This is a genomic window from Spiroplasma endosymbiont of Ammophila pubescens, from assembly GCF_964020965.1.
In the GTDB taxonomy this organism is placed as follows: domain Bacteria; phylum Bacillota_I; class Bacilli_A; order Mycoplasmatales; family Mycoplasmataceae; genus Spiroplasma.
The window spans coordinates 917,168-931,162 of record NZ_OZ026611.1 but is presented as its reverse complement, the minus strand read 5'-3'; the positions used below and the strand labels follow the sequence as shown (position 1 = coordinate 931,162).

At 24.7% G+C, this 13,995-nt stretch carries 20 protein-coding genes and 1 pseudogene; 11 read left to right on the top strand and 10 right to left on the bottom strand.

What is annotated here, in order from left to right:
- The first annotated feature begins 2 nt into the window (after positions 1–2).
- The 10 genes from ABNT63_RS05920 (at position 3) to ABNT63_RS05875 (ending at position 6,994) form a co-directional block, all read left to right on the top strand.
- A complete protein-coding gene (locus ABNT63_RS05920; protein WP_348734880.1) occupies positions 3–812 on the top strand; it encodes a hypothetical protein in 810 nt (269 codons plus the stop codon).
- Between the two features lie 633 nt (positions 813–1,445).
- Complete coding sequence (locus ABNT63_RS05915; RefSeq protein WP_348734879.1) at positions 1,446–2,126, top strand: hypothetical protein; 681 nt, start codon at positions 1,446–1,448, stop codon at positions 2,124–2,126.
- 382 nt (positions 2,127–2,508) lie between these two features.
- Positions 2,509–2,859 (top strand): hypothetical protein, encoded by a 351-nt coding sequence (locus tag ABNT63_RS05910; RefSeq protein WP_348734878.1) that lies wholly within the window; start codon positions 2,509–2,511, stop codon positions 2,857–2,859.
- A 12-nt stretch (positions 2,860–2,871) separates the two neighbouring features.
- A complete protein-coding gene (locus tag ABNT63_RS05905; RefSeq protein ID WP_348734877.1) occupies positions 2,872–3,402 on the top strand; it encodes a hypothetical protein in 531 nt (176 codons plus the stop codon).
- Between the two features lie 168 nt (positions 3,403–3,570).
- Complete coding sequence (locus tag ABNT63_RS05900) at positions 3,571–4,119, top strand: hypothetical protein (RefSeq protein ID WP_348734876.1); 549 nt, start codon at positions 3,571–3,573, stop codon at positions 4,117–4,119.
- Positions 4,120–4,139: 20 nt separating this feature from the next.
- Entirely contained in the window at positions 4,140–4,409 is a 270-nt protein-coding gene (locus ABNT63_RS05895) for a hypothetical protein (protein ID WP_348734875.1), read from the top strand.
- A gap of 13 nt (positions 4,410–4,422) precedes the next feature.
- Positions 4,423–5,409, top strand: a complete 987-nt coding sequence (locus ABNT63_RS05890) for a hypothetical protein (RefSeq protein WP_348734874.1) — start codon at positions 4,423–4,425, stop codon at positions 5,407–5,409.
- 54 nt (positions 5,410–5,463) lie between these two features.
- Positions 5,464–5,679: a hypothetical protein gene (locus ABNT63_RS05885; RefSeq protein ID WP_348734873.1), complete on the top strand. Its 216-nt coding sequence runs from the start codon at positions 5,464–5,466 to the stop codon at positions 5,677–5,679.
- Positions 5,679–6,299 carry a hypothetical protein gene (locus tag ABNT63_RS05880; protein ID WP_348734872.1) on the top strand — a complete coding sequence of 207 codons (621 nt, stop codon included), beginning with the start codon at positions 5,679–5,681 and terminating at the stop codon, positions 6,297–6,299. The genes ABNT63_RS05885 and ABNT63_RS05880 overlap by 1 nt, the downstream gene beginning before the upstream one ends.
- Positions 6,300–6,481: 182 nt before the next feature.
- Complete coding sequence (locus ABNT63_RS05875) at positions 6,482–6,994, top strand: hypothetical protein (protein WP_348734871.1); 513 nt, start codon at positions 6,482–6,484, stop codon at positions 6,992–6,994.
- Positions 6,995–7,286: 292 nt separating this feature from the next.
- Here ABNT63_RS05875 and ABNT63_RS05870 read toward each other — a convergent pair whose 3' ends face one another.
- The 4 genes from ABNT63_RS05870 to ABNT63_RS05855 all read right to left on the bottom strand — a co-directional run bounded on the left by ABNT63_RS05870 (position 7,287) and on the right by ABNT63_RS05855 (position 9,189).
- The gene (locus ABNT63_RS05870) at positions 7,287–7,436 is read right to left on the bottom strand and encodes a hypothetical protein (protein WP_348734870.1); all 150 of its coding nucleotides are present in this window, start codon (positions 7,434–7,436) and stop codon (positions 7,287–7,289) included.
- Positions 7,437–7,952: 516 nt separating this feature from the next.
- Positions 7,953–8,270 carry a lipoprotein gene (locus tag ABNT63_RS05865; RefSeq protein WP_348734869.1) on the bottom strand — a complete coding sequence of 106 codons (318 nt, stop codon included), beginning with the start codon at positions 8,268–8,270 and terminating at the stop codon, positions 7,953–7,955.
- A gap of 13 nt (positions 8,271–8,283) precedes the next feature.
- A complete protein-coding gene (locus ABNT63_RS05860; protein WP_348734868.1) occupies positions 8,284–8,445 on the bottom strand; it encodes a hypothetical protein in 162 nt (53 codons plus the stop codon).
- 15 nt (positions 8,446–8,460) lie between these two features.
- Complete coding sequence (locus tag ABNT63_RS05855; protein ID WP_348734867.1) at positions 8,461–9,189, bottom strand: hypothetical protein; 729 nt, start codon at positions 9,187–9,189, stop codon at positions 8,461–8,463.
- 413 nt (positions 9,190–9,602) lie between these two features.
- Between ABNT63_RS05855 and ABNT63_RS11375 the strand changes: the two are divergent.
- A pseudogene (locus tag ABNT63_RS11375) lies at positions 9,603–10,696 on the top strand (IS30 family transposase); the annotation flags it as partial.
- Positions 10,697–11,151: 455 nt separating this feature from the next.
- Here the strand turns inward: ABNT63_RS11375 and ABNT63_RS05845 are convergent.
- From ABNT63_RS05845 to ABNT63_RS05820, 6 genes are all read right to left on the bottom strand, one after another.
- Positions 11,152–11,400: a hypothetical protein gene (locus ABNT63_RS05845; RefSeq protein WP_348734865.1), complete on the bottom strand. Its 249-nt coding sequence runs from the start codon at positions 11,398–11,400 to the stop codon at positions 11,152–11,154.
- Complete coding sequence (locus tag ABNT63_RS05840; protein WP_348737158.1) at positions 11,400–11,549, bottom strand: hypothetical protein; 150 nt, start codon at positions 11,547–11,549, stop codon at positions 11,400–11,402. The genes ABNT63_RS05845 and ABNT63_RS05840 overlap by 1 nt, the downstream gene beginning before the upstream one ends.
- 75 nt (positions 11,550–11,624) lie before the next feature.
- On the bottom strand, positions 11,625–11,819 hold the full coding sequence (locus ABNT63_RS05835; protein ID WP_348737202.1) for a hypothetical protein: 195 nt from the start codon (positions 11,817–11,819) through the stop codon (positions 11,625–11,627).
- Position 11,820: 1 nt separating this feature from the next.
- Positions 11,821–12,435 (bottom strand): hypothetical protein, encoded by a 615-nt coding sequence (locus tag ABNT63_RS05830; RefSeq protein ID WP_348734864.1) that lies wholly within the window; start codon positions 12,433–12,435, stop codon positions 11,821–11,823.
- Between the two features lie 75 nt (positions 12,436–12,510).
- Positions 12,511–13,485 (bottom strand): hypothetical protein, encoded by a 975-nt coding sequence (locus ABNT63_RS05825; protein WP_348734863.1) that lies wholly within the window; start codon positions 13,483–13,485, stop codon positions 12,511–12,513.
- Positions 13,486–13,561: 76 nt separating this feature from the next.
- Positions 13,562–13,951, bottom strand: coding sequence for a hypothetical protein (locus ABNT63_RS05820; protein ID WP_348734862.1), 390 nt, complete (start codon positions 13,949–13,951; stop codon positions 13,562–13,564).
- Positions 13,952–13,995: the final 44 nt, after the last annotated feature.

The window sequence follows — 13,995 nt, the reverse complement described above, 5'->3', positions numbered from 1 at the left end:
ATATGAATCCAAAAACAATTTTTGGCGATATTGCTAATCAAGCAACACAAAGAGACCAAGAAACATTTGAACAATGATATTTACAAACTTATCAACAAAAATTTAGTTGAGAAGCATTATTTGCGTGAAAAGAAGCAAATAAACTTGGTTTAACATATAAAAGAAAGAAAAATATTAAATATAATGAAGGTTTGGGAAAAGATGGACAAGTATTTAATACCGATGATAATCTTCTAAAATATTCAACAGTAGAATTTGAAGATGGAGTTGTTGAATTAGATACAATTTTAACTTTTGCTCGTAAATTAGACCCTGTAGAAAATGATTTTAATCCTAATCTTTGAGCTGCCGATATTGAGCAAGCAATGGATACTGAGGTTGCTTATAAACGCAATAAAATTTTAGAAATTATTAATAAAGGAACATTTACAACTATTCAAGGCAAAAAAGTAGATAATACAAATGCTTTACAAATTCATGATGAAATTATGGATAAAATATATGAAAACGGCTTTACTCTATCAGAAACAATTGTTTTAGGTTCGGCTGATTTTATTCGTGGAATTCGTAATAAATTACAGTTACAACTTGGAACAAACGATCAAATAAATAGTGTAATCACAATAAGTGGAGCAATGAAACTGTTGAAGGAACAACATACTATATGGTTCCTAAAAAATTACCAATTATTAATAAAGATGGTTCAGAAGGAACAATTGAATTATTACCAGATGGTGTTAATGCAATTGCCTTTAAGTTTAGCAAAAAATATGACCCTCTTATTTTACGCAAAAAAGATCATACTCCGTTAAGAGTTGGTGCTGCTGCGTTAGGTACTGGAATGGGTAATACTTTGATTATGGAAAGAGTTTTATATTTAGGTGGAGCAGTGGTTGAACCAAAAGGAATTATTAAACATATTGTTTCAAAAATTGATATTAGTATAAAATTAATAAATTAGATAAACCAACTATTCATGTTGCAGACCCAACAAAAACAACAGCCGAACACTTAAAACCACAATTTAAAGATGTTGTTTTAAAAGCAGTAAAAGCAGTAAATAGTTCTTTAACTGAAAGTGATTTTGATTACTTTATTGAAAGTGCTGGTGTTGATTGACCAATAAATATTACAAATGATACCAAGGTTTTTGTCCAAATTGAAGGTAAAAACAACGCTACTGGTCAAACAAATCCGATTGATGTTAAAATTAAAAATTATTAATAGTACTAAAAAATAGTACTTTTTCGTTTGATAAATGATATGCTAATTGTAACATCTAAAACAGCCCTTATTTATGCTGTTAAAAAAATCCAACTAGATTGTCAATCCAACAACAAGAAAAAAGTTTTGGTTTACAGTTATTATAATTTTTAGGAATTCAAGTTTTAGCTCTTGGTTTATCAGTTTTAACTGGTGGTATTGCTTCGGCTGTTGATCTTGGTGTGGGATTATCTAATTTTGCCGCAGCATTTATCTCGTTTGGAGTAGAAACAGCAACCGATTTTGTCGTAAATCAAATATACGATAAATTAACATTAGAAGTGACAGTAAAAAGTACTGCCTTAAATTTGCTACCAGCAATTGGTGGTATTGGAAAATTAACGCGTGCTGCTCGAACAACTAAAATTTTAAAATTAGCGAAAGAAACTAAACTACTTGAAAAATTAGGTGTAATAACTGCTAATAATTTAGAAGATGTTGTAAGACAAGTTAGAGGTAAAAAGATTTTATCTGATAAATTAATATTTGATTTTACAAAACAAGCTAATAATGAAACTTTATTATATACAATTGGAAAATTAGCCCGAAATGATTTTTATAAGGGTTTTAAAGTTTCTAAATTAGAAACAATTAATAATTTATTAAAAATTGAAAAAAATATTCAAAAAATAAGTCCTATATTAGTTCAAAAAATACCACGCATAAATGAAATAAATGCTAATAAATGATTGTCTGAATATGGATTAAATATTGATAAAATAAGCAAAATTAATACTAATGAGTGATATAACATAATGACTAATCTTTATAAAAAAGGTGTTGGTAAAAACCTGATATTAAATGCTAATTTAATGCGGGGCAGTAAAATATATAATAATAAATTATTAAATATCTTGCATTAAACACCAATTAAATTAAATAAAATTTTAAATCATTTAAACCCAAATTTTTATATTCAAAAATTAACTAAAAAATTATTAGCCCCAATTAAAAAACAAATAATTACTATTAAACAAAAAGTAATTAGTAAAATTACTGATAAAACTAAAAAAATATTATCTAAATTTGAAACTAAGGCTATTAAAAAAGGTCAATTATTACCTTTTGTTTATGGTTCTGATGTTTTTTTAGCAGTTAAAATTGTTCTATTATCAGTTGCGGGTGAAGTTGCTTTAACAATATATTATAAAAATCCTAAATATGTCCCTATTGTCGTTATGACAACTTTAATCAAAGCAGAACAGTTTGTTTTAGCTCCTGAACCGTTTAAATTCTATATGAACAGTGAATGGTTTATTGGTTGGGGATTTAAAAAAAACAAGTTTGTTTAATTTAATTTCTTTTGCCCCACTTGTTTATCAGCAAGTAGTAAAAGGTAGTTTTAAAATATATCGGACAATTGCTAAGATATTAAAAATGAAAGAACAATTTAAAAATAACTTTAATAAAGATAAATTGTTAAATACGCTAGAAGATAGTGTGGTTATTAGTTTGTTAGGTAATGGACTAGTATTTCAAGCATATAAACAACTCAGAACAAAACAAGATTTAAACAAAACAATTAAAACAAAAACATTACTAAATAGTAAAAAATTTATATTAAAGAAAATATATTCTAAAAAAAGTAAATGATAAGGAGATGATTAAATGTTAAATGAATTATGACAAAATGTTACTTTGGAAAATTATAATAATTTTATTCCAATGACAGGTAAAATTACACAAGTTCCAGTTCGTTATAATAAGTTTTTTAAAGGTGATGTAGAATTATGATTTAAAACATTTGCTTTAAGAGCCCAAAATATGATTAATTCTTACTTAAACTATCCATTTTCAAAACTAAAGTTTGAAACATTTAAAGATCCATTATTAAAGAAAATTTGTATTAATATGGTGTTTATTACGATTGAGCATTGAACATTTAACCGCATTCCAATTGAATTTTTTACTTCGGCAAATATGAGTGTTGGTGATATTAATTATTCATCGCAAAATGACCCTATGATTACTTGACAAGGTCTATTGTCTACCTATGCAAAATCATTGGCTAATTTAACAACTTTAAAGAAAATGTTTCGTACTTTTCAAGAAGAAGGTATTGATTTAACAATGATTGATTTAGAAGCATATTATACTCAATTAGAAGTTGATGCTTTTAATAGAAAAAGAAAAAACTAAGATTGACAATAAAACTATTGTTAAAAATAACAATAATGAAATAAATGTTCCCTTTGATAATGTGATACTATTTATGAAAAAAATGGTGTCTGAAAAGCAAAACAAAGTGGTGGTAGTGATATTAAAATTGATAATAAAACAATTATTAAAAATACTGCTGATGAATTAATGGTTTCAGATTTAAAACAAAATAAAATAACTTTATTACCTAATAGTAGTGGTCGTGTTAATACTGATTTTAATGCTGAAAACGGGGAATTAAGAATTTGAGACCCTAGTTTTGAAGGTGGTAAAAATACTGCTGATTATATGATTATTGATAGTACAGTTGCGGGAATTGAAAGTACTGATGATACATTTGGTACTACTAAATATTTAGATAAATTTTATTTACAGAAAAAAGATTTACCTAAAATATCAAATGATTGAAAAGTTGTTGATACTAGTGATTTTGTTCAAGATTCTAAAGGATATAAAATTAAAAATTTTAATAAGTCAGAATATTATTATCGTTTATGGTATTATACAACGCTTGAGATAGAACTATATATAATTACGCATATAAACTTTAAAGGTCAATTAGCAAGTGGAATATCATATGGAAATAATCCAAGTCGTTGAATTACCATTCAATTATTTTCCAACGGTGAGTTTAAATTATCATCAATATCAAATAGTGTTGAAATTAAAGGATTGTATATTGAAAGAAAAAAATAAGTTAGGAAGGAGATGGTATTATGCCAAAAGTAAATATTAAAGATGTAATTATGTTTTTGAAAATCTTTGGAGTTTCATCATTGTTTTTTATCGCAGGAATTATTATTTGTTTTATCGGAGAAAAAACATTAGGTATTTCTTGACCAGCATATGTTATTGTTTCAGCAATGCTTATCGGAGCTGGAATTATAGTTTTGATTATTGAAACAATTAGATTTATCAAAACACATAACAAAAAACAAAAAGAAGATAATATTGAAGATGTTATTAAAAAAGAAGATACAAAATAAAGAGGTGATATAAATGGGATTATTACCAGCAAAAAAGAAATTAAAAAAAGAATATGATATTGATAGTTATTATCTTAATTTAGCATCAACGATTACTAATCGTAAAAATGTTACTGTTCAAAAACATAATGAGATTTTAGAAAAAATAATTTGTGAAGATAATGCTAATTTTTTAAATCCACGTGATTTAGAAATTAGCATTTATAATCCAATTAATAATAAACAGATAGATACTAAATTAATTAATAACTTTTTAAAAATGCAAGACTTTACTAATAAGAATTGATATAACGAATATAAAATTAATAAGAATGGTAAAGGTGCATATTTTATTTTTGCTAATAATTCAAAACTTAATTTTATTATGATTGATTTTTACAATGACCAATATGACGAATTAGGTAATTTAGTTTCGTGTACTTTTGATTATGACCCTTATCTTAAAAATGACCAGAGTATTTTTATTACTGAAAAATTAGAGATTGATTATGTAACTAAACAAGTAAAAGTTATTAGAAAGTTAAAAACACGATTATATAGTACTATTACCGACTTATATATTGATGATGCTAAATGAAATAACTATACAACTTTACAAAGAGAAGAAATATTACCACTTAATTTTATTCCAATTCAAATTATTCCTAATAACCCTAATTTTGAGCCTTCTGCTCGTTATGGTAAACAATTTGCTAGTATTTTAGATATTATTGCGGAAAAGATTATGTTAGACCCATTATTAAATAGTGGTAAATTTACCATTAATACTAATGGAGTTACTGGTGTTGTTGACCAAGAAATTAGTAAAATGTTAGCTTCGTTTATTGAAAATGACTTGTTATTAGTTGAAGGAGACCCTGATAGTAATTTTCAACCAGTAGACTATATTGCTGGTAATTTTAAAGGTGAACAATTAACCAAAATATATGATTGATTATTAACTAATTACTATAAAATAAATCGCCACCATGTTCCCACAATCGCTAAGGGGGCTCAATAAACACAAGCGGAAGTTGCTGGTGTTAATATTCAAACAAACGCTTCGTATGAACAAATGATAAATATCAGAGAAATTAAATTAACTGAATTCATTATTAAGTTAATTAAATATGATAATGCTATTTTAAATAGTAGAACATTTAATATTAAAAATATTGATGATTTAATTGTTGATGTTCGCTTACCAGTAAATGCAACTTTAAACAGACAATTAAATAACAATGAAACTATTATAAATATACCTAATGAAGAACAAGAAAAACAAAAATAATGTTAAAACCATCAGAAAAAATGTTAGCACAATTAGCAGAAAATGATGAACCAATTGACTATTCAATTGATAGTATTCCATTAGATTTTGCTAGTCAATCGCAGTACAGCGACCCTGATTTAGAACAATTATTTACTGAAGACCGTGCTATAACCTTATATATTTATAAAATTAATAATCTTGTTAAGACAAAACAAAAACCAACCTTAAACTACTCTCAAAATAGTGTTAAAATAGGTTTTGTTGACAAAGATGAATATATTAAGATTATTGGTTATGAAATCAGTGATTTTAATTTTAAATTACAAATTCAACAAAATACCACAGTTCAAGATAATAGTACAAGTTATGTAATGATTGATAAAAAAGATATTTTAATTAATGATATTTCAAAAAAAGACAAAGAATTTTTAGAATACTATGACTTAAAAATAGTATCTATTAATGAACCAATTACCAAAGACAATAAAAATGAATGTTATATTATCGAAGAATATAAAAGACCTTATTCACCTGATGGTGTTGATATTATTAAATCTACTCATTTAGTTAAGGTGACTGATTTTAAATGAAAAAACCAAAATAGTATTCATTTAGTATTACAAAAATCATTACCCTAAGATACAGTATTTACTGGAATTGAGATTAAATACCCTAAATCAATGTTATTTGGAAATATTAAATGTTGAGGAAATATCAATGGTGTTTATTCTTATCCATCATCAAATATTGAAAATGCTAGTTTAGTAACATTATTATCAATGCCAATTGAAACAAACCCTAATTTAAGAGTATTTCAATATTGGTTTACTGAAAAGCGGCTGAACTACGCCAAAAATTCGAAGGACAAAAACCCGAAGATATTATTGATGGTTTATTTGAAAATTGAAAACTAGATAATCCCACATCTATTAATGACAGTGCTATTAAAAGATTTAAACAAATTATCTATATGTTATCAAATTATACATATAGTAAATATGCTATTAACAAAGGTTATAATGATGATATTAAATTATTTTCTCCTTATTATTTCAAACTAATTTCAAAACCAAATAGATTAGAAGAAGGATATTTTTATTTTTCAGATTGTCAAGTACAAATATATTCATTATATTTTAATTTTATTGGTTCTAATCCACAAATTCCAGTAAATTATTGAAAAGAAATTAAAGCACAAGAAAAACCATTTAATCAAGTGGATAATAAATGATATTTTGCTATATGGAAACCTAATAATTCTATTTATTGAAAAATATCAAAATTTAAACACGATACAAATAAAGGAAAAAAAATGAGGCTTGAGATCCATTAAAACCATATTATATTGATCTCTTTTTATGGGTTTTTGAAACAAAAGAACAAGATTTATTAATAGATGATCAATCGGAAGGTAAAATAGAACGAATTTTTTGAAATAAAGATAAGGGACAAAATTTTAAAGCAGTTTATCGTTGAAATGGTGGTGGTGAACCTCTTAAACCTTTAATTGATTCAAGTACTGGAAAAATTATTGATTGAAATTTAAAACAACCAAATGTTAATAATAACAAAGATAATGAAATTAAAGTAAGTGTTAAAAACAAAGATATTTCAGAAAATCCTATTTATCAATTAGAAGCAAATTTTTTTAATTGATTATCATTAACAAATGAATTAGAAACAAATAACATTCCTTCTCTTATTCCATCAGAAATTAAATTATCTGATGGTGAATATGGTAAATATTTAACTAATTTAATTGTTTCTAATGACAAAATAGAAGACTATTTAAATTATTTTTCTGAATGATATAAATTACTTTATTCTAAAATAGATTGAATTAATACAATCGAAGATTTAATTGATTATAGTATTAAAATAACTTTTGATAAAAAACTATTTAATTTAAATCAAATTGAAATATCAGGTATATGAGGTTATGGTAATTATGAAATTACAATTTTTACCGAAAAAGTACAAATTAATATTAATAATTTACAACTATTTAATAAAAATAATGAAAAATTATCATTAATTATATTAGAAATATAAAAAGTCATTTTAATAAATGACTTTTTATTATTCATTAACTTTTACATTAACGGTTTTATCAATAATTAAATTAGGTACATTAGTATCTTCTAAATTTCAACGATAAACTGCTTTAAAATTTTGTCCCTTATCTTCATTTCAAAAAATTCGTTCTATTTTACCTTCCGATTGATCATCTATTAATAAATCTTGTTCTTTTGTTTCAAAAACCCATAAAAAGAGATCAATATAATATGGTTTTAATGGATCTCAAGCCTCATTTTTTTTCCTTTATTTGTATCGTGTTTAAATTTTGATATTTTTCAATAAATAGAATTATTAGGTTTCCATATAGCAAAATATCATTTATTATCCACTTGATTAAATGGTTTTTCTTGTGGCGCCATTCATTCTAAATTGTCTTTTATTTCTTGCTTATTTGTATTTATTTGATTTTCTTCTTTTAATTTTGCTAATTGTTCTTTTGTATATTCTTGTGTTGTATTACAAGCAACTAAACTTGTTGTACTTGTTCAAATTAAAATGATTGAACTTAAAGGACTTAATATTTTTTTCATATTTTAATTCTATTTATAATATAGCTGCCAATAATTCTGGTTCTGCCATTTTTCAAATTGATGAAAAAATACTAATAGCTTTTTCGCAAAATAATTGAAAAACATCTTCATGAATTAATACTATACCGTTTTCTATTTGATTAAATAAAATATTAAAAATTTGTTCCCCCGTCATTGAAATTTCTGTAGTTTAATCTGGAATAAATTCAGCTTCACTGTCTCTTCATGGATCTCTAACATAATAAGTATCTTCAAGTATATTTTCTTTATTTGGTTTGATTCCAACAATTAATGCAGCATGATAAGAGCTATCACATCCTTCATCATCATATTCGTCGTCATCAAATAAACCACCAAACATAACAGGAGATTGTCTAGAAAGAGATTCCCATATTAAATGTCTTATCCACATTCTTTTTTCTATATCATTTAATCTATTTCAAAATAATCGAGTTAAATCAATTTTCTTTAAATTAAATCCCAAATTTTCCTGAATTATCTGGTTTGTGTTTAATATTTCAATTACCTTTGATAATGAAGCGCCATCATTTGCATTGTTTGGAAAAAAACTTGCAATTTCTTCTTGTTCTATTTCTTTAAGATCTTTATTATTAAGAATATTATTATCAAATATATTTTTTAAAACTGCCACAACACATCAAAAATCAGTTATTTGAAATTCCATTGGTTTTTTCATGCTAGTTTTTCTTAAATCAATTAGCACATCTTCTAATATTGGATATGTTATTTCTTGTCTTTTAACTCTATTTAAATTTTTTAAATTATTTGTTTCTAAATAACTAATTTCATTATTTTCTAATTTAGTTTCTTCTTTTTGATAACGACTGACGGCAATTGTTGTTGGTATAGCACTTCCACTAATAGTTAATACACTTAATAAACTAAGTAATTTTTTCATTTTTTATAATTTCCTATCTTTTATCTTGAAACTTTTTTCAAGATCTATTGACATTATATATATATATATATAATACAAGCACTTTTAAATATATTTTAGAAAGGAAATTATACAAATGATTATTATTGTGATTATATTGTATTAATCTGGGTTCGCGGTGATTTTCATAATTTTATGAAAAATGCCTTAAAGTTTAAAAAAACTTTTGCCGCGCTTTTCAAAATACTTTGGAAAAATTCTAAGCGTTAAGCGAAGAATTTTATAAAGGTTCCCAAATTTGTTTGAAAGAACCTCAAAACTTTTTTTAACTTGTAAGTTATTTTATCACAAAAATTTAAGAAAATCAACCGCTCGCCCAAAACCTCAAAAAACTATATAATTAACTTTGTATATAAAAGAAAGGATTTTTTAAAATGGATAAAACAAAGCATAATTTTACTTTTAAAGAAAGAGTAATGTTAAAAGATTTATTAGAACTTGATTCTTTAAAAAGAAAAAATGGTAAACCCAATATATCTAAAATAGCAAAAATATTGCATAAAAATCGCAATACAATTAGACGAGAAATAAAAAGGTTAAAAGATAATGAATATGACGCTAAATTAGCACACGAAAATTATTTACAAAAACAACAAAAATGTTTTAAAAAATCATCATTATTGCTAAATATTTTAGAATGACTAGATGAAAAATATAACAAATTTCATGATTCACCAGAACAAATCTGTAAAAAATATGAAAAAGAGTTTGGTATTAAATTTCCAGTATGTTTTAAAACTTTATATAAATATATTCATTTGGGATTTTTAAATTTCAAGAAATATAATTTGTATTTTCATGGTAGAAAATATAAAACAAAAAATAGGATTGATAATCGCGGTAAAATAAGAAATTTTAGAACTATTGAAGAAGCAAAACATGATAAATATGAATTTGGTTGATTTCAAATGGACACTATGGTTGGTAAAAATAATAGTGTTTGTTTAGTTTTAATCGAAGAATTAACGCAATTTAAAATCATTGAACCATTAAAAGAAAAAACAACAAAAGAAGTTACAAACGCATTAAAACGAATTTTTTTGGTCGTATAAAGAAAATTGGGGTTTTTTATAAAAACAAGAAAAAAATGTCTTTATTTTATTGAACTAAATAATATTTAAAAACAAAAACCCCAATCTTTTACATGCGACCATTTTTTTTAACAGATTTTTTAAAGATAGATGCAAAGGAATAATAACAGATCAAGGCAAAGAATTTGCTGATTGAGAAAAAATTGAAAAAATAACAAATGCTAAAGTATATTTTTGTGACGCTAGAACTCCAACACAAAAACCCAAAGTTGAAAGATCAATTCGTGATTTTAGACATTGATTTTCTAAAGTAATTGATTTAAGTATTTATTCAAGAAATTAATCAAGAAGTTGTCAATATAATAAACTCTAAACTTAAAAAATCTTTACATTGACTATCTTCAAAAGAAGTTTTTATACAAATGTTTAATTTTTAATATAATTACTTATAAAATTTTAATCATTTTATTTTTCGGTGTGTCAAAATTCATAAATTTAAGACAAAACTACTAAATTTTTTTAAAATAAATTATATTGAACATTTATTTTATTGATGTTATAATGAAATCAAATAAAGTGCTACACTTCATAGTACAATTTACAATTCAAAATAATTAATCATTACTTATCATCTTCTAACTAAATGTTTGTTTAATAAACAATGTTATATTTAATGTTTATATATTGTTTATTTATTGATATAAACATTGATTATTAACAATGTTTATACATAATGCTAATATATTGTTTATTTAATGTTTAATTAACAATGTTAAATATGAAAAATAGTAAAAATTGGCACACTGAAAAATACTATTAAGTTTTAAAGTAATAGTTATATAAAATAAATTAATAAAAAATGAATAAACTAGTGTGCCTTAGTTTTTTAATACTAAAATCCTTTAACCATAACACGGAAAAAGTTTAATATCTTAACAATAACAAAAATACCAAATGGAATTAAAATAATTCACGCATCACCTAAAAAGGTCATTAATTGTGGTAACACAGCATAAATTGCTTCTTTAACTTTCATCATTGCTTGTCCCAAACCGCTTCAAATATAACCCATTCCATCTGAAATAGTAGGTGTATCTGCTACTAAAAAATTAACCGCTGTTGTTAAATACATCCCTAACATTATTTTTTATCCTCCTTGTTTTCAATTTCTTTTTTATCTTTTTTCTTACCTCGAATTTGACGAATTTTTTGATAAATCGATAAACAAATTCAAGCAAAAATACCTAATATAATAACAACACTAAAAAATGTGGTTAATCAAACTGGTATAACTTAAATTCCTCCTAAAAATCTAATTTTGTGGCACGCTTCGCGTGTTCGCTACGCTCAAAATAAGCGGATAATTTATTCATTTTCTTTTACATTATTAATTACAATATTATTGACAATATTAATAACATTATCTTTTCCATACTTAATTACTAAGGACTGCAAAATAAAATAATGTTTCTTTTCAATAAAAAATCAACTCCTTTCTGAGTTGATTTGTTGCACTTCACTTACACGATGCCCTTCTATCATTGTTTTTTTTAACAACATCTTAATTAATTTTATTATCAGAAGTTTTCACTCTTAATTGTCCTTCTTTTAAATTAAAAGACTTCTCATCCATTCGTCTGTATATAACATTTTGAGAACTACTTTTGACCTCTAATAAAAAATTATTTCCCAAACCATCCGCTATACTACTGTGACTAACTAATCCTGCAATATCACAAGGTGCTAAAATACATGCATGTGATTTTGCAAAATTAGGTAAATTATGAATTGATTTATACATATTTTCTGTAATTAAATATTTAGCAGAAGAAGCTCCTATTCCTTCGGGCTGTATTTTATTATTTTTAAAAAAAGATAAACGATTATCTGCCAATTCACGCCATCTTTTTGATTTTTCAATTTTAGGTAATGGTACTATTAGTCTATTGTCTAAAACTATTTTTGAATCATTTTTTTCAACAAATGTTATATCTTTAAAATCTTTACTAAGGTTATTTAAAAAATCATTTTTCAAAAGTTCATTATTTTGTGTTATATCTTGATTATTACTTTTGATTTTTTTATTTTGTTCACTAACTTCAAATGTTTTCTCATCATCAGAATCATCATCTGCTGGATTAAAAAAAGGTTTATTTAAATTATTAATTATTTTCATCTTATTATTCTACTTTCTTTTTTATAAATAACTGCTTATCATAATTTTTTAGTTGATGAATAAGCCTTAAGAAAATTATAACACCTTTTCAATTGCTGCTAATAAATATGCTTTTAATTTTGTTTGTGTTTCATATGTATTTTGTAAAGTATTTGTAAAATTATGTGCAGAAATTGGGGAATGATTATCAATTCCATTTTTGTAAGCATATTGTAATATTTTTACTATCTTATCAAACAAAGTATCTTTGTTATGATCATCAGTTGTATTATGTAAAAAATCAACTAAATCTTGTTTAACTCATTTTGTTGTTTCAATCCCTGTCCAACTTGGATGATCAAGAGAAGTTTGGCCAGTATTAATTCAACAATTACTTGTTTGTTTTGTCTCATCTCATATATTATTTTGTGCATCATACCCACATTGTGCTGAATAAATATTTTTTAATGCATCAAAAGTTGAAGTGGTAATTTGTTTTAAAGCACTAGTCACAACATAATTTTCGCCATAAATTTTAGATTGTTCGGTATCAACACCAACTATCTTAGCATTGATTTTATTAACTTTAATTTGATTAATTGTATCTTGAATTTGTGCACCAGCAACCGGAAAAATAATATGAGCGCTACGAGCTAATAATTCATCACTAATAATTTTACCATCACCAGCTTGAAATGATTGTGAAAATCATGATTCATTCTGTTTTAAAACATTTTGCACTTTAACAATTGATTGTAAAGTTGTTATTTCTGGATTAATATTTTGGACTTGGTTTAATATATCATGTTTTATATTATTTCATTTACTATTTACTGAAGAATTAATAATAGTATTAAATAAATCAATTCCAACTAAAAAACCTCACATATAATTTGAAACAGCAACTGGATTATCCATCCCACCATAACTACCAACTTTTAAGTGTCCATTATATTCATTTTGGTGCGCATTTAAATAAATGCTTGTTGCTAAACTCACATAAAAGCCAGAAGCTTCAGCTTGATAAGTAATTCCAATAATATTTTTTGCTAATTGTGCCTTCTGGTCCATATTAAGATGAATGTTTTGATTACTTCCATCAATATAAATAATATTATCAACTAAACTTGCTGCTCAACCAATGGTATTACCATGGTTGAAACCAGGTAAAACTAGTGTTTTTGCTCCTGCAATTTAAGATGTAATATAAGCAATTTTTATAATCACCGGGCGTTTGACTAACTGATTCAAAGTAACTTGCTCGTCAGTTTAAACTTTTTCAATTTTGTGGTGTAACAATTTGATTTTTTTGTGCAAAAACATATTTACTTGCTCCCTCTCATGCGGATTGATTAAAAGCAAGATCATTTACAGTTCTCCCATCAGTAATAACCCAAATACTATTATCAAAATTATATTTCTTTACACAAGCAAAAACACTGCTTACTGAAGTGCTAATGATACTTATCATCATCAAACTTTGTAAAATTCGTTTCATATTTTTTGCTTCTTTTTTACTTAATGTTTGTAAAAACAAAAAGATCAACATGGTTTTTCATTAAAATGAGTGGTTAATGTTTA